Origin of the sequence: Neobacillus niacini (genome assembly GCF_019749295.1) — a bacterium.
GTDB classification, from domain to species: domain Bacteria; phylum Bacillota; class Bacilli; order Bacillales; family Cytobacillaceae; genus Neobacillus; species Neobacillus niacini_D.
In genome coordinates this window covers 492,387-510,592 of the sequence record NZ_JACWFG010000001.1, presented here as the reverse complement: position 1 = coordinate 510,592, position 18,206 = coordinate 492,387, and the positions used below count along the sequence as shown (strand labels likewise).

Here is an 18,206-nt window from a genome sequence, read left to right as displayed (position 1 = left end):
GTTTTTGGGGAAAGGAAGATTAAATTGTCTGAATTAATAGCAAAATACCTCGTTCATGATGAACCAAATATTGAAAAAAAAGCGGAGGAAATCGCCTTAGGGTTAACCGTCGGTTCATGGACAAATCTCCCTGAACTTGAGCAAAGTCAATTACGTAAGCACAAAGGAAGGGTAGTTTCCACTGAGAGAATAAATTCTGAACAGGCGGAATCACTTATCACTATTGCCTATCCAACTATCAATTTTTCTAATGATATACCCGCAATCCTGACAACTGTTTTTGGAAAACTTTCACTAGACGGAAAAATAAAATTAATTGATTTGCAGTTTGAAGATGAATTAAAAAACAATTTCCCAGGCCCCCGATTTGGAATTGAGGGATTAAGGGAAAAGCTTGGAGTTTTTAACCGTCCATTATTAATGAGCATCTTTAAAGGAGTTCTTGGAAAGGATATAGATTTCCTGACAGAGCAGCTAAAGCAGCAGGCGCTTGGCGGAGTTGATTTTGTTAAGGACGATGAAATTCTATTTGAAAATGTCCTGACTCCCTTTGAAAAAAGGATAGCCGAAGGTAAAAAAGTCCTGCAGGAAGTATATGATCAAACAGGACATCGTACATTGTATGCGGTAAACCTAACAGGCCGGACATCACAATTGAGAGAAAAAGCAAGGAAAGCGAAGGAGCTAGGTGCTGACCTGTTACTATTTAATGTGTTTGCTTATGGTTTGGATGTGTTACAGGAGCTTCGGGAAGATGACCAAATTGCCCTGCCATTAATGGCTCATCCTGCTGTAAGCGGTGCTTTAACATCATCATTACATTATGGACTTTCTCATTCGTTATTACTTGGAAAGCTGCTCCGGCTGACAGGTGCGGATTTGTCATTATTTCCATCACCATATGGAACAGTAGCTTTGGAGAAATCTTCTGCTATTTCTATAGCAGAAGAATTAACAAAGAAAGACAGTATTAAAATGTCGTTTCCTGTTCCATCTGCAGGAATACATCCTGGGTTGGTACCACTCTTGATTCGCGATTTTGGAGTGGATTCTGTCATCAATGCCGGAGGCGGTGTACATGGTCATCCTGATGGTGCTCGCGGCGGCGGACTTGCATTCCGACAAGCTATTGAAGTGAATCTTCAAGGAAAGACCCTGGCAGAGGGTGCAGAACAATATCCGGAGCTGAAAAGTGCATTACAGTTATGGGGAAATGCAGAGGTGTCAGCTTAAATGAAGCCTGCCATTTACTGTGATTTTGATGGGACGATTACTGAGAGTGATAACATAATTGCAATCATGAAGAAATTTGCTCCTCCCAATTGGGAAGAAATTAAAGACAAAATATTATCTCAGGAAATTTCAATAAGTGAGGGCGTTGGTAAATTATTCTCGCAATTACCAAGTGGAAAAAAAGAAGAAATTACAAAGTTTGCAATTGAAAACGCCAAGATTCGTGAAGGATTTTCTGAGTTTGTAGAATTTGCTAGAACAGAGGATATTCCGCTCTATATTGTCAGCGGCGGAATTGATTTCTTTGTATATCCGATTCTTGAGAAATTTGGCCCATTCGAAGGGATTTATTGTAACCAGAGTGACTTTTCAGGAGAAAATATAAAAATTCTTTGGCCATACACTTGTGATTCTTTATGTCAAAACGAATGCGGCTGTTGTAAACCAAGTATTATTCGGAATATCAATCGAGATGAGGATGGTTTTACAATCGTAATCGGCGATTCAGTCACCGATCTAGAGGCCGCTAAACAAGCAGATTTTGTGTTAGCAAGAGACCTCCTAGAGGTAAAGTGTTCTGAGTGGGATTTAAATTATAAAGGATTTACTACCTTTTATGATTGTATAGAAGCAATAAAAAACCAGATAGAGGTGAAGAGGACATTATGATAAAGGAAAAATGGCTTGAGTTAGCGGACATAAAGGATGAATTGGCTGAGCGGGATTGGTTTATGGGAACAAGCGGCAACCTTGCCATTAAGGTTAGTGATAAACCTCTTCAATTTCTGGTGACGGCGAGTGGTAAAGATAAGCGTAAACGAACAGAAGAGGACTTTCTATTAGTCGATGAATTTGGTAAAGCAGTGGAAGAAAATCACTTGAGACCTTCAGCGGAAACGCTGCTTCATGTTGAAATATATCGAAAAACAAATGCAGGCTGCAGCCTTCACGTTCACACAATTGATAACAATGTGATATCGGAGTTATATGGGGATCAAGGCGTGGTAACGTTTAAAGGCCAAGAGCTAATTAAGGCCTTTAATAAGTGGGAAGAGGACGCCGTTCTGACAATCCCTATTATTAAAAACCATGCTCATATTCCAACGCTTGCATGTGAATTTTCAGAGCATGTTAAAGAAGATTCTGGTGCAGTATTAATCCGTAATCACGGTATAACAGTATGGGGAGAAAATGCGTTCGAGGCAAAAAAGATACTTGAAGCATCTGAATTTTTATTTAAATACCAATTACGCCTTCTAGCGCATAAGTCATCACAATTAACTAAAGCAGTATAAATATATATTTAGGAGAGGAAGATTTATTATGGCATATATTACATTCCAAAGTAGAGAAGACCAAATTCATAATCAAGAAGAAGTAGCAGCCTTTCTAGCATCACAAGAGGTTATTTATGAAAATTGGGATATTTCTAAACTTCCAGGTGAACTAGTGGAGAAGTACCTTTTGAGTGATGAAGAGAAAGAAGAAATCCTGAATGTATTTGCAGCGGAAATTTCAGATATTTCGGCCCGCCGAGAATACAAAGCTCAAGATGTCATCTCATTGTCTGATAATACTCCAAATCTAGATACTTTGCTGACGAACTTCAAAAACGAACATCACCATACGGACGATGAAGTTCGTTTTATCGTGAGTGGTCATGGTGTCTTTGTTATTCAAAGTAAGGATGGCGAATTTTTCGAGGTTCACCTTAGCCCAGGAGACTTAATTTCAGTGCCTGAAAATATAAGACATTATTTTACATTAGAAGACGATCGTAAAGTAGTTGCAGTTCGTATTTTCGTTACCACAGAAGGCTGGGTGCCAATTTACGAAAAAGCAGAAATTCATCAATAATTAAACAAAAACTGGCTGGAGATCCATTAACAGCCGGTTTTTTTTGTTTATTTTTTTAATCAACATTTACTTATTTAGTAAATATATTTACTAAAAAGTTACCGAAAACTAGTGAAAAATGTCGTAAAATCGAAAAAACAAGCATAAATTTTGTCGAAATATGGAGTATAATGCTTGTTTTGTCTACTTTTGCGAAAGTATTTACTTTTGTCTTAAATCTTGTCATAATTCATCAAGTAATCAAATTTTTTAGCAGTTTAGTGCAAAAGAGTAAGGAGTAGGTGGAGAAAATTGTATATGGAGAGTAATAACCCTTCTGAGATGCTTAATGCCATAAAAGTAAAACGTGCCATGATGATAAATTGTGCGAACAAACAAGGTTTTACCAGTGAAGAAACGATAAAATATAGCCAGGAGCTTGATATTTTAATAAATGAGTATCAAAAAGCATCCCAGCAATTTTCACGGCCAATTGAAGAAGTGAAGTTTGCGTTTAATCACATGACTATGATCTGGCCGAAGGTATGTGTTTAAGAAATTCATACATGTCTTAGAAAATATCAATGATAAGTACCATCACTAAGAGACCGGTAATAAAAGCATAGGTAGAGACTCTCTCATTGCCATCACCATGGCTTTCTGGGATTAACTCTTTATAGATAATAAACAACATCGCACCGGCTGCAAAAGAAAGACCATACGGGACAAGTACTTGAACAAAGGATGTTAGATAAAAGCCCATGAAAGATGTTACAATCTCAATTGCACCCGTTAAGGTAGCCAGGAAGAAGGCCTTGAATTTGCTGATTTTTTGATTGACTAAAAATAGGGCAACAAGAAGGCCTTCTGGCGCATTCTGAAAACCAATAGCCAATGCAATTAAATTCCCCGTATCTTCTGTTTGTGAAGCATAGCTGACTCCAACCGACAAACCTTCTGGAATATTATGCAGTGTAATTGCTGCAATGATTAACAATGCCTTTTCATCAAATTGAATACCATGTCTGTTATGTTCAAGGTCAATATGTGGAATTCTCTTTTCAAGAGTTGTTAATGCCATAACCCCAAAGAAAACCCCAATTGCAAGTGGAACAAAACCACCTAGTTTTAACGCCTCTGGAATAAGTCCAATGGTTGAAGCAGCCATCATGATTCCAGCACTAAATGCTAATAAGATGTCCATCCAACGGTGTGTAAACGATTGATTAATAAAAAGAATGATAAGAGCTCCTGCACCAGTTGATAAAGCAGAAAGAACACTTCCCACAAATACTTCGAGCATGTCAGCCTCAACCCTTTCACCTTTTAAAATTGACTTTAAAATTATCAACAATATTAGACAGAAACTGTGATGTTTGTCATTGTTATAATCTGAATATTTCTTATAGTTAAATTAGTACTGCTTTATTAAAAAACTCAACCGCAGCATGAAATATTTCCATTCATATTTACTCCTAGAATTTACCTCCATCATTAAATTTATCAATTTTGAAAAAAAGAAATCTATCAATGTTTGGTACTATGCTTGTGTTGCGATTCATATATCGTAATATGGCATTTTTTATAACCAAGGAAGGCAAGCGCTTTCAAAACAATCATAGCCAATATGGGGGAGGGAAATTCCTGCATGCACATTGTCGTATGTGTCAAACAAGTACCAGATACAAAGATCATTAAGATTAATCCGAAAACGAACACGCTTGATCGGCGCAGCGCACCAGCCATTTTAAATCCTTACGATGCTCATGCTGTGCAAGCTGCAGTAAGTATTAGAGAAAAGACAGGCGGTACAATCTCCGTTTTATCAATGGGGCCGCCGCAAGCAACAGCAGTAATCAAAAAAAGCATTGAAATTGGCGCAGATAGAGGGTTCCTAATTTCGGACCGTGCCTTTGCAGGAGCCGATACACTAGCAACCAGCTATGCCTTATCCAAAGCATTAGAAAAAATTAATAAAGAAATGCCTGTTGATATGATCATTTGCGGCAAACATGCTATTGATGGTGACACAGGGCAGGTAGGACCAGGTATTGCAAGGAGGATGGATATTCCTCCTGTGACAAATGTTATTGAAGTATCCGAGGTTAACTTAGAAGAAAAAACGGTATTAATCAAAAGAAAGTTATCAAATGGCTATGAATTAATCCAAGCGGAATTACCATGCCTGTTAACGGTTGAAAAGGAAATAAATCAAATTGAGTACTCACCAATGCCAAATATGATTAAAGCTGCAAGATATGAACCTGTCATATGGGCTGTAAGTGATTTTGAAAATGTTGACCGTTCTCAGCTTGGACTAAAAGGATCACCAACAATAGTTGGAAAAATGTTTACACCTCCACGGCCTGAAGGCGGTAAAAAAATCGAAGGGTCTGTGGATGAACAAGTCAATCAACTCATGGACATTTTGATGGAGAAAAAAGACGTATTAACGTTACAGTCATCTAAATAATAAAGTTCATTCTTGGTGATGTGGGGAGGGGTTTACATGAATTTTGATGAATACCGCGGCGTCTGGATATTCATTGAGCAAAATGATGGGAAGATTGAAGGAGTTTCACTGGAACTCTTAGGTGCTGGACGAAAGCTAGCAGACAAACTACAGGTCCCGCTTGGAGGTTTTTTACTAGGAAGTGGTATTAAACCATTGGCCAAGCAAGTAATAGCCTACGGCGCAGATGAAGTTTATATGGTAGATCATCCAGTCCTAAAGCAATATCGGACAGAATCGTATATGCAGGGGGTAATGCTTCTAGTAGAGAAATATAAACCAGAAATTATCCTTTATGGAGCTACTCCAAATGGGAAAGATTTAGCTAGTGCTGTCGCAACCGATTTAGTAACCGGGTTGACTGCTGATACAACCATGCTTGATGTTGATGTAGACAGCCGTTTGCTTGAGGCAAGCAGGCCAGCGTTTGGCGGTAATATCATGGCAACAATACTCTGTAAAAAGCACAGGCCGCAAATGGCAACCGTTAGACCAAAGGTAATGAAGGCACTTGAACCTGATTCAGGCAAAGTGGGTAAGATTATCGAGGAAAGCATAGACCTCAAAGAAGAGAATATGCGGACAAAAGTACTGCAAATTGTGAATGACGTAACAAAAAAGGCAAATCTGGCAGAGGCACATGTAATAGTTTGTGGAGGAAAAGGGATGGGCGATGTTCAAAACTTCCAGATTCTTTACGAATTGGCAGATACAATTGGTGCCACGGTTGGAGGTACACGCGATGTTGTAGAAGCTGGGTGGCTTCCACATGAGTTGCAAATTGGTCAGACAGGTGAAACTGTAACGCCTAAAATTTACTTCGCGATTGCCTTATCAGGGGCCATTCAGCATGTTGTGGGCATGAAAAACTCTGATTTAATCATCGCCATAAACAAGGACCCAAATGCACCAGTTTTTGATGTAGCAACATACGGAATAGTAGGAGACGCATTGGAGATTGTACCTAAATTAATACAGCAATTTAAACAGCTGCAAAGCGAAAAAGGCGGTGAAGTGAGCTATGCCAGAGAAATTTGATGTGATCGTCGTTGGGGCAGGCCCTGCAGGTACTTCTTGTGCACTTGTATGTGCCCAAAAAGGCTTAAACGTTTTGCTTATTGAAAGAGGAGAGTATCCAGGAAGTAAAAATGTCATGGGCGGCGTTTTATATAGGAAACAAATGGAAGAGCTAATCCCGGAATTTTGGAAAGAGGCACCGCTGGAGAGACCCGTAATTGAACAGCGTTTTTGGATGATGGATAAGGAATCAGTGGTTCAGTTTGGTTACAAAGGTCTCGAATGGGGAGTAGAGCCATATAATAACTTTACGGTATTACGAGCCCAATTTGACCAATGGTTTGCTAAAAAGGCAGTTGAAGCAGGTGCGTTATTAATTAATGAAACAGTTGTAACGGAATGTATTGTTGAAAATGGTAAGGTTATTGGGGTCCGAACTGACCGTCCGAATGGAGAAGTTTATGCCGATGTAGTTGTTTTGGCAGATGGTGTTAACTCGCTGCTGTCTAAACAGTTAGGCTTCCATAAAGAATTCCGTCCTGATGAAGTGGCCTTAACGGTAATGGAGGTTATTAATTTACCAAAAGAAAAAATTAATGACCGTTTCAATCTAGAGGATAACCAAGGATGTACGATTGAGATTTTTGGAGATTCAACTAAAGGGAATCTGGGAACTGCTTTTCTGTACACCAATAAGGATAGCTTGAATATTGGAGTAGGGACTACACTGTCTAGTATGATAAAGGCAAAATTGAAGCCATATGATCTGCTGGATTATTTAAAAACTCACCCTATGGTAAGACCGATGCTGGCTGGAGGAGAGTCAGCTGAGTATTTAGCTCACCTTATCCCAGAGGGAGGATACCGATCTGTACCGAAAGTAGCTGGTAATGGTGTGGTTGTTGTAGGTGATGCAGCACAACTGGTAAACGCCATTCATCGTGAAGGTTCGAACATGGCAATGCACTCTGGTTTACTGGCAGCTGAAACGGTTATAGAGGCAAAATACCGAGGGGACTTCTCAGAGTCTAGTTTAAACCTCTATCGTCAGAAGCTATATGATAGTTTCATAATCAAAGATTTAGAGAAATATAAGGACGCAACACATACATTTGAGAATAATCCACAATATTTTAAAGAATACGTACCAATGATGAACAAAGCAATGAGCAAGTTTTTTACAGTTGACGGAACACCAAAACGTGATAAGCAAAAAGAAATTATGAAGAGTGTAACATCGGAAAGAGGAACCATCAAAGTAATACAAGATATATATCGTGCATGGAAGGCGGTGAAATAATGTCAACTAAGAATATTGAAGAAAAACAGTATCTTCTTCGATTTAAAGCTGATACGAAGTCACATTTAACCGTAATGGACGATGATATTTGTGCAACAAAATGTCCTGATAAAATTTGTACCATTTTCTGTCCAGCTGAGGTGTATAAATGGGAAGGACTGAGGATGCAGGTTGGTTATGAGGGCTGTCATGAATGCGGCAGCTGCAGGATCGGCTGTCCGTACCAAAACATCAAATGGGAGTATCCAAAGGGCGGCCATGGAATTGTATTCAGGCTGGCTTAATAAAAAAAGAGTGTTGTTTGCGATTAGCAGGCAGCACTTTTTTTGAGGAAAATTATTATCACTGTATGTAGGTTTTTTCACATGGCAGGGAAAAAAGAAGGTGAAGCGCAAAAGGGGGATGTTTTTTGAAGATTAACTTATTTTCTCTTGTAGGTTTAAGTTGGAGAGTTGATCTAATTTACTAGATGTTACCAAAGAGCAGGCAAGTTCATTGGCACTATCCATAGATTCCATAATTGGGGAACAATAATATGGTTTCTTCCAATTAAAATCACCGTCTTCTTTTGATGGATAGATACTTACTTTCCAGTTAAAGTATATCTTTGGTTGAGGGAGCTGCTCTCCTTCAACTGCGATGAGCCAATGAGTGGAAGGTGAATCTAAATCATAGGATTCGAATTCCTTTAGTGCCAGCAGGTCATTGAAGCCAATTGGTATCAATGCTTTTTGATAAAAGTCATGATAATTTGGTGTTTTCATAATCTTTGCCCTCCCTTTTATGTTGTAACTATATTATATGATAGATTATTAGTTTTTTTGAGTATAAATGTTAAAATTTTTTGAAAATTTAAGGATGGGCTCTTAAGCCCATCCTTTATTATTTCTCTTTATTCCATTCATGGACCAATTGATCACTCGGAAGAAGGAACGCAAGTAAACCAAGCAAGGGCAGGAAACCAATGGACGAGACCATAACTGTTATGCTTAATAAATCCGCTATGTACCCTAGACCGACTGAACCAATAGCTCCCATACCAAATGCGAGTCCCACCGTTAACCCCGACATGGTCCCGATTTTTCCAGGAACAAGTTCCTGTGCGTAAACCACTGTTACTGAAAAACTTGTCATTAAAATAAAGCCTGTTATAGTCAGAAAGATAAATGCCAACGTTGCTGGTACAAAAGGAATAAGTAATGAAAATGGGACAGTTGCCAACATTGAGATTGAGATAACTTTCTTTTTTCCAAAGCGGTCAGCAAGTGGACCGCCAAAAAAAGTTCCAAAGGCACCTGCAATTAAAAAGGCAAATAGGAAAAGCTGTGATTCCTTAATCGACAAGGAATATTCTTCTATAGCAAAGAAAGCATAAAAATTTGTCATACCAGAAATATACCATGACCTTGCAAATATTAATAAAAGAATTAACAGCAGCGACTGTTTTACCTTTTTGGAAAGACCTGATTTTTTGGTTACTGATGTCTCTTTCCTTTTTATGTTGGGAAGGTCTAGAGCTAATTTTTGTTTATACCAATTAGCGATGTAAATTAATAATAATACAGCTAATGCGGCAACAAGTGAAAACCAGGAAGCCCCCGTCTGTCCAAGCGGGACAAGAATAAGTGCAGTGATTAACGGGGCCAATGCCTGCCCTGTATTACCTCCTACTTGATAAATGGATTGCGCGAGTCCTCTTCGGCTGCCCGCTGCCATATACGCTACCCTAGATCCTTCCGGATGAAAGACTGCAGAGCCAAGTCCAATAAATATGACTGAAATAACAATCAAACTAAAGGAAGGCGCAAATGCTAATCCTAGTACACCGCCTAATGTCAGGGTAAGTCCTATTGGTAACGCGAAGGGCATCGGTTTTTTATCTGTCACGAGTCCAACAACAGGCTGAAGCACGGACGATACCATATTTAACCAAAAGGCAATAATTCCAAGTTGAGTAAATGATAATCCCATAGATTTCTCAAGGATAGGGAACATTGCAGGTACAACAGCTTGTATGGCATCATTAAGCAGATGGCAAAGCCCAATGATGAAAAGGATATTAAACATTGTTTTATCCGCCGCTTTTGGTGTTTTTGCAGACACTGCTGCTGGTTGACCCATTATTCGCACCTCATTTTAGTAAAATATCAAACTTTTAATACTCTTATCTTACATAAATACTATAAAAATGAGAAATGGAATGTTTCAAATTTGGAATATTTAAATATAATTAGAGTGATAGTGACATTGATATGGAAAAGAGGAGCAGGATGGAGAAACCAGTTGAAATCTTATTTACAGAGGATATTCTAAAGAGATTTTTAAACTCTTTCGGTTTACAATCGGAGGTTAAAAAGCTGGGAGATTTTGAGAATTATGTTTTTGAGGTCAGCCATGGTGATACACCTGTAATTTTAAGAATTACGCATAGTTCTCACCGAAGTAAGGATGAAATTTATGCTGAGCTTGATTGGATGAATTACTTAAATAATCAAAGAGTTAATTGCCCAACTGTATTTCAATCAGTAAATAATCAAATAATTGAAGTGCTGCAAGCCGCCGATGGATCATTTTTTTATGGATGTCTTTATTCAAAAGTACCGGGTAATCCAGTGAAAATCAGTTCAGAGGAATTTAATGAACAGTTATTTTATGCGTGGGGTAAAGCGACTGGTCAAATGCATTGTGTAACGAAGAATTACAAACCAAGTAAGGAGGCAAAGCTTCGGCCATCTTGGGAGGATGAAGAATTACTTGATATTGAAACTTATGTTCCTAATGAAGAGAAAATCATTAAGAATTCAAACCTTTTAATTAATGAATTGAAATTACTGCCTAAAAACAAGGATAATTTTGGACTCATCCACAGTGATATTCATTCAGGAAACTTTTTTTATGATGGTGAGTCTATTCATGTATTTGATTTTGATGATTGTAGTTACCATTGGTATGCTTCGGATATAGCGATTCCGCTTTATTATTCAATAATGTATGGATATCATAGTGCAAGTGAGAGAGAAAGAGTACAGTTTGCTCATAAGTTCCTTACTTATTTTGTTGAAGGTTATGAACAGCATACATCCTTACCAGAAGGCTGGAAGGAGCAGCTCCCGCTATTTTTTAATCTAAGAGATATTACTCTTTTTACAGTTTTACATAAGAAGATACCGACAGAGGAAAGAGATGAGAGTCTAAATAAAATGATTGAAGGATTGAGGAAGAGAATCATAAATAGAGAACCAATCGTAAAACTAGATTAATTTGTCAACAGGAGTTGAATTGACACTTAGATAAAAGTTTTTTATAATAATCTTGAAGTCGAGATATTATAAAAGGAATGATTATTTATGGAAAATGATTCGGTATCACAATCGTTGAAATTATTTATTGTCCTTTCGAGAGCATATAAAGCGATTAATGAGCATGTAAATAAAGTTATTCAAGCAAGTGGTTTAAACCCAACTGAATTCGCTGTATTAGAGCTTCTATATCATAAAGGTGATCAGCCTATGCAGCAAATTGGCGGAAAAATATTACTTGCCAGCGGCAGCATTACCTATGTAGTTGATAAGCTTGAACAAAAAGGAATGCTAGTGAGAATTGCCTGTCCGAATGATAGACGTGTTACGTTCGCACAAATTACCGATAAAGGGAAAGCCTTTATAGAAGAGGTATTTCCTGAACATGCACAACAAATTCATTCGTTGATGTCGAGTTTGTCAGATTCCGAAAAACAGGAAGCGATTGATTTGTTGAAGAAACTTGGATTGCCAGCAGGGAAATTTTAATACGGCACTTGCCGTATTTTTTTTTACATAAAGGAATATTAATGGAGAGTGTCGAAAGATAAAGTTGGAAAAGTTTGAGATAAAGGGGATGTACCTATGAGATTTGAAGAGTATACATATACCCGCCCAAACCTTGATGAAGTAAAAGCAGGATTTGAGGCGGCGATAGAAAAGTTTACGAAGGCTTCTTCTATTGAAGAGCAAAGTTTGGCTATGAATGAAGTAAATGAAATAAGAAATGATATTGGAACGATGTTTAATCTTTGTTATATTCGTCATTCTGTTGATACCAATGATGAGTTTTATAAAGCGGAGCAGGATTATATGGATGAGGTGCAGCCTGAGATTGAGGGGTTCGTTACCAAATACTATCAAGCTCTTGTTTCTTCTCCGTTTCGTACAGAATTAGAAGCTAAATGGGGCAAACAATTATTTGCTCTAGCAGAGGGACAATTAAAAACCTTTAAACCGGAAATTGTTCCATTGCTTCAAAAGGAAAATCGCCTATCGACAGAGTATACAAAATTAATTGCGTCAGCAAAGATAAACTTTGAAGGGGAGGAGCGGACTCTAGCTCAGCTGGAACCTTTCACAGAATCAATTGACCGCGAAATGAGAAAGAAGGCAAATGAGGCCAAGTTTGGATTTTTAGCTGAACACGAAGAAGAGTTTGACCGGATTTATGATGATCTTGTGAAAGTCAGAACTCAAATTGCCCATGAACTAGGTTATAAGAACTTTGTTGAGTTAGGCTACTACCGGATGATGCGAACAGATTATAACTCAGAAATGGTAGCTAATTTCCGTCAGCAGGTAAAGGACTATATTGTTCCAATTGCAACTAAATTAAAAGCAAGGCAGCAAGAACGTATCGGCGTAGAACAGTTAAAATACTTCGATGAAGGATTTAACTATAAGACTGGAAATGCTGCTCCAAAGGGCAGTCCAGAATGGATTATTGAAAATGGTCAGACCATGTATCAAGAATTATCAGCAGAAACCGGAGATTTTTTCCAGTTTATGCAAGATAATAACTTAATGGATTTAGTGGCGAAGAAAGGAAAAGCCGGAGGAGGCTATTGTACGTTTATTGAAAACTATAAAGCACCCTTTATCTTTTCCAACTTTAATGGTACCTCTGGAGACATTGATGTCCTAACACACGAAGCGGGCCATGCATTCCAGGTTTATTCAAGCAGAAATTTTGAAATTCCTGAATATTATTGGCCTACTTACGAAGCCTGTGAAATCCATTCAATGAGTATGGAATTTTTCACATGGCCATGGATGGACTTATTCTTTAAGGAAGATACAGATAAATATAAATTCTCACACCTAAGCTCTGCTTTACTATTCCTGCCATACGGGGTTTCCGTTGATGAATTCCAACATTGGGTTTACGAGAATTGGGAGGCAACACCGGAAGAACGAAAGCAGCAGTGGCGCGAAATTGAGAAAAAATATTTGCCGCATAAGGACTATGATGGTAATACCTATTTAGAGAATGGCGGCTTCTGGCAGCGCCAAGGACATATTTTTAATTCACCATTCTATTATATTGATTACACGCTAGCTCAAATCTGTGCTTTCCAATTTTGGAAACGTTCTAGAGAAAACCAAGAAGAAGCGTGGGCAGATTATGTTAATCTTTGCAAGCTTGGCGGCAGCATGTCGTTTACAAAGCTTGTTGAAGCAGCTAATCTGATTTCACCTTTTGAGGATGGCTGTGTAGAATCAGTGGTAGAGGAAATTGAAGCCTGGTTAAATTCAATTGAAGATCAAAAGTTATAATATACAAAAGAAAAGCGAAGCCTCATTGGCTTCGCTTTTTCCATTAATGAGCGTTTACACTTTCCGCAGTTATTACCTTCAATTGATCATCTTCTATTATTGCAGATAATACGTTCGCCTCAGGCTGCTCAAGAATAAAGTCGGCAATTTTATCTTCAATCTGTTCTTGAATCACCCTGCGGAGCGGGCGTGCACCAAATGCTGGATGGTAACCTAACTCTGCCAGCTTTTCTTTGGCCTCCATTGTAATTGTAAACTCAATATCTTGCTCTTTTAAAGTTTCTTGTAGTTCAGAAATCATTAAATCAACAATCTCCAAAATATGTTCTTTTTCAAGTGAGTGAAATTCAATGATGCTATCAAATCGGTTTAAGAACTCTGGCTTAAAGAAGCTGCCAAGAGAATCTAGAATTGAAGCTTCTTCAATTGCATCGTTTGTAGTTCCAAAACCAACATGAATCGTTTTGTGCCCACCACCAGCATTACTTGTCATGATTATAACAGTATCCTTGAAGCTGACGGTTCTTCCTTGACTGTCAGTCAGACGACCATCCTCTAAAATCTGCAAAAACATATGCTGGACATCAGGATGTGCTTTTTCAATCTCATCCAATAAAATAATGCTATATGGGTTTCTACGTACCTTTTCAGTCAGTTGCCCAGCCTCATTATGACCTACATATCCAGGAGGTGAACCAATTAATTTTGAAATACTGTGTTTTTCCATGTACTCACTCATATCGAGACGAATCATGGAATCAGTTGAGCCAAATAATTCTGCTGCGAGTGTTTTTGTCAACTCTGTCTTACCAACACCTGTCGGACCAACAAAGAGGAAGGAACCAATAGGGCGATTCTTTGACTTTAACCCAGCACGGCTTCGGCGAACAGCCTTAGCAACCTTTTCTACAGCTTTCTTCTGCCCGATAACCTTCTTATTTAAGTTTTCTTCAAGGTGCTTCATTTTTTGCTGCTCATCCTCTTGCAGTTTACCAACAGGAATACCAGTCTTCTGTTCGATGATTTCCTGGATGTGCGATACCTCTACAACAGGTCGTTTTTTATCTGGACTTTCATTTAGAGTTTTTTCAAGTGACGCTTCCTCATCACGGAGGGAAGCAGCTAATTCATAATTTTCACTTTTGAGTGCAGTATCTTTTTGTACCGCAATTTCTTTTAAGCGATTTTCAATCTGATCTTGGCTTGTTATACCAGAGGAAAGATTTAATTTTGATCCGGCTTCATCAAGTAAGTCAATTGCTTTATCAGGTAAGAAGCGATCTTGTATATATCGATGTGACAGCTGAACACATGCCCTAATTGCAGCATCCGAATAATTTACTTCATGATAATCCTCATACTTATTTTTTATTCCTGCTAAAATTTCGATTGCAGCCTCAGGAGTGGGCTCAGAAACTTGAACAGGCTGGAATCGTCTTTCTAAAGCCGAGTCCTTTTCAATTTGACGGTATTCCTTTAAAGTGGTTGCTCCAACAAGCTGTAGTTCACCACGTGCAAGCGCAGGTTTTAGTATATTACCTGCATCCATAGAACCTTCTGCTGAACCAGCCCCTACGAGGAGATGGATTTCATCGACGAAGAGGATTATATTTTTTCTCTCCTGTAATTCTGCAATTAATTGCTTCATTCTTTCTTCAAACTGACCACGAATACCTGTATTCGCAACTAGCGAAGCAACATCCAGCAAGTAAACTTCTTTATTACTTAATTTTGCAGGTACTTGGCCGGCAACAATTTTTAGTGCAAGACCCTCTGCGATTGCGGTTTTACCGACACCAGGTTCACCAATTAATACTGGATTGTTTTTATTACGGCGATTCAAAATTTCAATAACCCTTTTAACCTCTTCATCACGGCCAATTACTGGGTCAATCAAGCCCGCTTTGGCCATTTGTGTTAAATTACGGCCAAATTGGTCGATAAAGCCCCCGCCATTACGCTCGGCAGTATGCTGCTGACTATTTGGCGGAAATGCTTCTTTAGACTTCATATTAAAAAATAAATCTTCTAATGGAAAACCAGGAAAGGAGCTCATCTTTGGTCCAAACCCAGAACTGATTTTATTTTTATTTGCTGCATAGCAGTCATGGCACAGCTTCATGTCACTGTGCTGGCCATTAATGTTTAATTTTAATTGAACAGTGGCTTGGTTTTCTTTACACAATTGACAAAGCATAAAATAAAACCCTCCTATATATTTAAATTATTTTGTCTTTGACTATATTTGACCTTATGCGAATAGTATACTTTGACCTTCTTTGACTTTTCAAGTAGTCTGCTTATGGTAATTTTTTCAAAATAGAAATTGGGATCATTTAAAAAAAGCTCGTCTTTGTTTGTCCTCTTGCTCATATATTGTATTTGAGGGGGAGATGAGGTGAAAAAGAATTGGTCAGCAGCTTTTCAAATCGCTGCAGTCTACGTTGGAACAGTCGTAGGAGCAGGGTTTGCTACAGGAAGGGAAATTGTAGAGTTTTTCTCTCGATTTGGCTTCATCGGTTTTTTAAGTATTTTATTGAGCGGCTATCTCCTTATCGTATTAGGCTCGAAGTTAATGAGAATTGCCGCTCGAATTAATGCAGTCTCATATCAGGAATTTAATGTACACTTGTTTGGAAAATGGGCAGGCAGGGGTATTAATATAATTATGCTGTTTATGCTGCTTGGAGTAAGTGCTGTGATGCTTGCAGGAGCAGGAGCGGTTTTTGAAGAACAATTAGGTCTATCGAAGAATTTAGGTGTTTTTATTACCATTTTTTTATCCTTTTTAGTTATGTTAGTCGGTACCAAGGGCTTATTTGCAGTAAATTCATTTGTTGTTCCGATTATGGTTTGCTTTAGTCTGATGTTAATGTCACTATCCATTAAACAGTCTGATTTTCTAAATCACTTATTATTTATACCCCATGCGGAGGATGGATGGAAAAGCATATTAGCCCCCTTTTCCTATACAGCTTTAAACCTTGCTTTAGCACAGGCTGTGCTTGTCCCAATAGCAAATGAAATAAAAGATGATTGGACGATTAAATGGGGAGGTATTCTAGGAGGAACCGCATTAACAGTTATACTAATCTCAAGTCATTTTACACTGATAATGCTTCCAAACGTAGAGCTTTATGAGATACCAATGGCAATCATAATGAAACAAATAGCCCCTTTTTTTTATTGGATATTTGTCCTGGTTATTTATGGTGAAATCTTCACTTCAGTTATCGGGAATGTATTTGGTCTAGACCGGCAGTTAAAACAATTTGTTAATGTTCCGACTTTCATAACCATATCAGCTATTTTTATCGTGTCATATATGATCAGTCTTATTGATTATAGTAAGCTTCTGTCAAACCTCTACCCATTATTTGGGTATATAAGCCTTATCTTCTTTATTCTTCTTTGGATGAAGCCATTAAATGATGCAGCGAAAAAACCATAAAAAAAGAAAAGCATTTATCTATACATAGATAGATGCTTTTCTCATATTAGCGGCAAAATAATAAAGATCATTATATCAAAAACAATATGCGAAACAATTACTAAAGGCATGCTTTTTTTCCACATGTATAGGGCTCCCCACAAAAGTCCAGAAAGAAATGCTGCGAGCATTAAGATGAAGGTTCCTGAATAAATATGGACAGAAGAATAAAGCAAGGCTCCGATTGTAATACTTCCAACCGGACCGAAATATCGAAGCAGCCTTTTTTGAATAAATCCACGCCAAAAGAGTTCTTCTCCAGGAGCAGCCACTAAAATTAAGGCAAGATATTGCCAGAATAAAGTTGGGGCAAACCAACGGTATAGATTTTTAATACTCTTTTCAAATGGGAGGTTAAATAGGTCAAAGATTTGAACCCCCAGCCAAAAGAGAGCATAGAGAAGTAATCCAGATAATACACCCATCGAAATATATTTAAAAAATGATGCCTCATCATCAACATCTTCTTGAAACATTGCAAAAGTAATTAAAACCAGAAGTGACCCAGTGAATATATACCAAAATATGGCTCTATCGCTGAAGGTAAAGTACATTAGAGCATGGGCAAGGATGTATCCAGCAATTAGACGCAGGTCAATGAAGCGGTTCTTCATTTATTTATAGCTCCTTTCTAACATAAAACTTATTTTAGCAAAATTGATTTATGAAAGGAAATGATTGCATCACACTTTTAAACATTTACAATAATAAGAAATGAAGAAATTGAAAAAAATAGGAATGTGAAAGGAAAGGAGGAAGGACGATGAGTAAATCCAAAAGCCAGCAAGAGCGGGAATGGACTGTTCGTAAACAAGACCAAAATCCTCACGGAAAAGTAAAGTCAAAGGATCAGTTATTAAAAGAAGCTGGGCAGGATAAATAATAAGCAAAAAGGCAGCAATTGGCTGCCTTTTCTACGAATTTATTAAATTAATAAGCGCTTTCTTTAATAATCTTATAGTTTTTATGGTTAACTACAGTCCTCTGATCTAGTTCGAGGTCGCGATAATTATCCATTAATGTCAGGTCGACTATTACAGAGTTTTCATTTACCTTTTCAACAATCCCTTTTAATCCACCGCGGAATTCAATGATATTTCCTACTTCTGCTTTTTTCAATTAGTCTCTCTCCTTTACGTGACAATCTATAGTTATTTAAGTAACAGTTTGCACTACTTTACTAGTTTCGTAAAGGGTTTTCACTGACAATTTTGTTAATTCCTTTAAAAAATTGCAATC

Annotated in this window: 20 protein-coding genes; 14 read left to right on the top strand and 6 right to left on the bottom strand. The window is 37.9% G+C overall.

The window, feature by feature from the left end:
• The first annotated feature begins 24 nt into the window (after window positions 1-24).
• The 5 genes from mtnW (at window position 25) to H0184_RS02385 (ending at window position 3,624) form a co-directional block, all read left to right on the top strand.
• Window positions 25-1,233 carry a 2,3-diketo-5-methylthiopentyl-1-phosphate enolase gene (gene mtnW, locus H0184_RS02405; protein WP_221820508.1) on the top strand — a complete coding sequence of 403 codons (1,209 nt, stop codon included), beginning with the start codon at window positions 25-27 and terminating at the stop codon, window positions 1,231-1,233.
• Entirely contained in the window at window positions 1,234-1,902 is a 669-nt protein-coding gene (locus H0184_RS02400; protein ID WP_221820506.1) for a 2-hydroxy-3-keto-5-methylthiopentenyl-1-phosphate phosphatase, read from the top strand.
• The gene (locus H0184_RS02395; RefSeq protein WP_221820505.1) at window positions 1,899-2,528 is read left to right on the top strand and encodes a methylthioribulose 1-phosphate dehydratase; all 630 of its coding nucleotides are present in this window, start codon (window positions 1,899-1,901) and stop codon (window positions 2,526-2,528) included. Before H0184_RS02400 ends, H0184_RS02395 begins: the two co-directional genes overlap by 4 nt.
• Before the next feature lie 28 nt (window positions 2,529-2,556).
• Window positions 2,557-3,090 carry a 1,2-dihydroxy-3-keto-5-methylthiopentene dioxygenase gene (locus H0184_RS02390; protein WP_221820502.1) on the top strand — a complete coding sequence of 178 codons (534 nt, stop codon included), beginning with the start codon at window positions 2,557-2,559 and terminating at the stop codon, window positions 3,088-3,090.
• A gap of 297 nt (window positions 3,091-3,387) precedes the next feature.
• Window positions 3,388-3,624 (top strand): aspartyl-phosphate phosphatase Spo0E family protein, encoded by a 237-nt coding sequence (locus H0184_RS02385; protein WP_260631380.1) that lies wholly within the window; start codon window positions 3,388-3,390, stop codon window positions 3,622-3,624.
• Between the two features lie 16 nt (window positions 3,625-3,640).
• On the opposite strand, the gene H0184_RS02380 is transcribed toward H0184_RS02385, so the two are convergent.
• Window positions 3,641-4,372 carry a ZIP family metal transporter gene (locus H0184_RS02380; RefSeq protein WP_221820498.1) on the bottom strand — a complete coding sequence of 244 codons (732 nt, stop codon included), beginning with the start codon at window positions 4,370-4,372 and terminating at the stop codon, window positions 3,641-3,643.
• A 345-nt stretch (window positions 4,373-4,717) separates the two neighbouring features.
• Here H0184_RS02380 and H0184_RS02375 point away from each other — a divergent pair, with 345 nt between their 5' ends.
• The 4 genes from H0184_RS02375 to H0184_RS02360 are packed head-to-tail and all read left to right on the top strand — an operon-like array spanning window position 4,718 to window position 8,182.
• Window positions 4,718-5,542: an electron transfer flavoprotein subunit beta/FixA family protein gene (locus tag H0184_RS02375; protein WP_221820496.1), complete on the top strand. Its 825-nt coding sequence runs from the start codon at window positions 4,718-4,720 to the stop codon at window positions 5,540-5,542.
• Between the two features lie 36 nt (window positions 5,543-5,578).
• Window positions 5,579-6,619 (top strand): electron transfer flavoprotein subunit alpha/FixB family protein, encoded by a 1,041-nt coding sequence (locus H0184_RS02370; protein ID WP_221820494.1) that lies wholly within the window; start codon window positions 5,579-5,581, stop codon window positions 6,617-6,619.
• Window positions 6,603-7,898: an FAD-dependent oxidoreductase gene (locus H0184_RS02365; RefSeq protein WP_221820492.1), complete on the top strand. Its 1,296-nt coding sequence runs from the start codon at window positions 6,603-6,605 to the stop codon at window positions 7,896-7,898. The genes H0184_RS02370 and H0184_RS02365 overlap by 17 nt, the downstream gene beginning before the upstream one ends.
• A complete protein-coding gene (locus H0184_RS02360) occupies window positions 7,898-8,182 on the top strand; it encodes a ferredoxin family protein (RefSeq protein ID WP_075685099.1) in 285 nt (94 codons plus the stop codon). Before H0184_RS02365 ends, H0184_RS02360 begins: the two co-directional genes overlap by 1 nt.
• 132 nt (window positions 8,183-8,314) lie before the next feature.
• Here the strand turns inward: H0184_RS02360 and H0184_RS02355 are convergent, their stop codons facing one another.
• Both H0184_RS02355 and H0184_RS02350 read right to left on the bottom strand, forming a co-directional pair.
• Window positions 8,315-8,662: a hypothetical protein gene (locus H0184_RS02355; protein ID WP_221820487.1), complete on the bottom strand. Its 348-nt coding sequence runs from the start codon at window positions 8,660-8,662 to the stop codon at window positions 8,315-8,317.
• A 118-nt stretch (window positions 8,663-8,780) separates the two neighbouring features.
• Entirely contained in the window at window positions 8,781-10,019 is a 1,239-nt protein-coding gene (locus H0184_RS02350) for an MFS transporter (RefSeq protein WP_221820485.1), read from the bottom strand.
• A 149-nt stretch (window positions 10,020-10,168) separates the two neighbouring features.
• Here H0184_RS02350 and H0184_RS02345 point away from each other — a divergent pair, with 149 nt between their 5' ends.
• The 3 genes from H0184_RS02345 (at window position 10,169) to H0184_RS02335 (ending at window position 13,477) form a co-directional block, all read left to right on the top strand.
• The gene (locus tag H0184_RS02345; protein WP_221820483.1) at window positions 10,169-11,158 is read left to right on the top strand and encodes a phosphotransferase enzyme family protein; all 990 of its coding nucleotides are present in this window, start codon (window positions 10,169-10,171) and stop codon (window positions 11,156-11,158) included.
• Window positions 11,159-11,245: 87 nt separating this feature from the next.
• Window positions 11,246-11,686 carry a MarR family winged helix-turn-helix transcriptional regulator gene (locus tag H0184_RS02340; RefSeq protein ID WP_221820481.1) on the top strand — a complete coding sequence of 147 codons (441 nt, stop codon included), beginning with the start codon at window positions 11,246-11,248 and terminating at the stop codon, window positions 11,684-11,686.
• Window positions 11,687-11,782: 96 nt separating this feature from the next.
• On the top strand, window positions 11,783-13,477 hold the full coding sequence (locus tag H0184_RS02335; RefSeq protein WP_221820479.1) for a M3 family oligoendopeptidase: 1,695 nt from the start codon (window positions 11,783-11,785) through the stop codon (window positions 13,475-13,477).
• A 43-nt stretch (window positions 13,478-13,520) separates the two neighbouring features.
• Here the strand turns inward: H0184_RS02335 and H0184_RS02330 are convergent, their stop codons facing one another.
• The gene (locus tag H0184_RS02330) at window positions 13,521-15,674 is read right to left on the bottom strand and encodes an ATP-dependent Clp protease ATP-binding subunit (RefSeq protein ID WP_221820477.1); all 2,154 of its coding nucleotides are present in this window, start codon (window positions 15,672-15,674) and stop codon (window positions 13,521-13,523) included.
• A gap of 201 nt (window positions 15,675-15,875) precedes the next feature.
• Here H0184_RS02330 and H0184_RS02325 point away from each other — a divergent pair, with 201 nt between their 5' ends.
• The gene (locus H0184_RS02325) at window positions 15,876-16,928 is read left to right on the top strand and encodes a YkvI family membrane protein (protein WP_221820475.1); all 1,053 of its coding nucleotides are present in this window, start codon (window positions 15,876-15,878) and stop codon (window positions 16,926-16,928) included.
• A 41-nt stretch (window positions 16,929-16,969) separates the two neighbouring features.
• Here H0184_RS02325 and H0184_RS02320 read toward each other — a convergent pair whose 3' ends face one another.
• On the bottom strand, window positions 16,970-17,581 hold the full coding sequence (locus H0184_RS02320) for a CPBP family intramembrane glutamic endopeptidase (RefSeq protein WP_221820473.1): 612 nt from the start codon (window positions 17,579-17,581) through the stop codon (window positions 16,970-16,972).
• A 149-nt stretch (window positions 17,582-17,730) separates the two neighbouring features.
• Here H0184_RS02320 and H0184_RS02315 point away from each other — a divergent pair, with 149 nt between their 5' ends.
• Window positions 17,731-17,850, top strand: a complete 120-nt coding sequence (locus tag H0184_RS02315) for a DUF6254 family protein (RefSeq protein ID WP_221820470.1) — start codon at window positions 17,731-17,733, stop codon at window positions 17,848-17,850.
• Window positions 17,851-17,897: 47 nt separating this feature from the next.
• Here H0184_RS02315 and H0184_RS02310 read toward each other — a convergent pair whose 3' ends face one another.
• Window positions 17,898-18,086, bottom strand: coding sequence for a YkvS family protein (locus tag H0184_RS02310; RefSeq protein ID WP_221820468.1), 189 nt, complete (start codon window positions 18,084-18,086; stop codon window positions 17,898-17,900).
• Window positions 18,087-18,206: the final 120 nt, after the last annotated feature.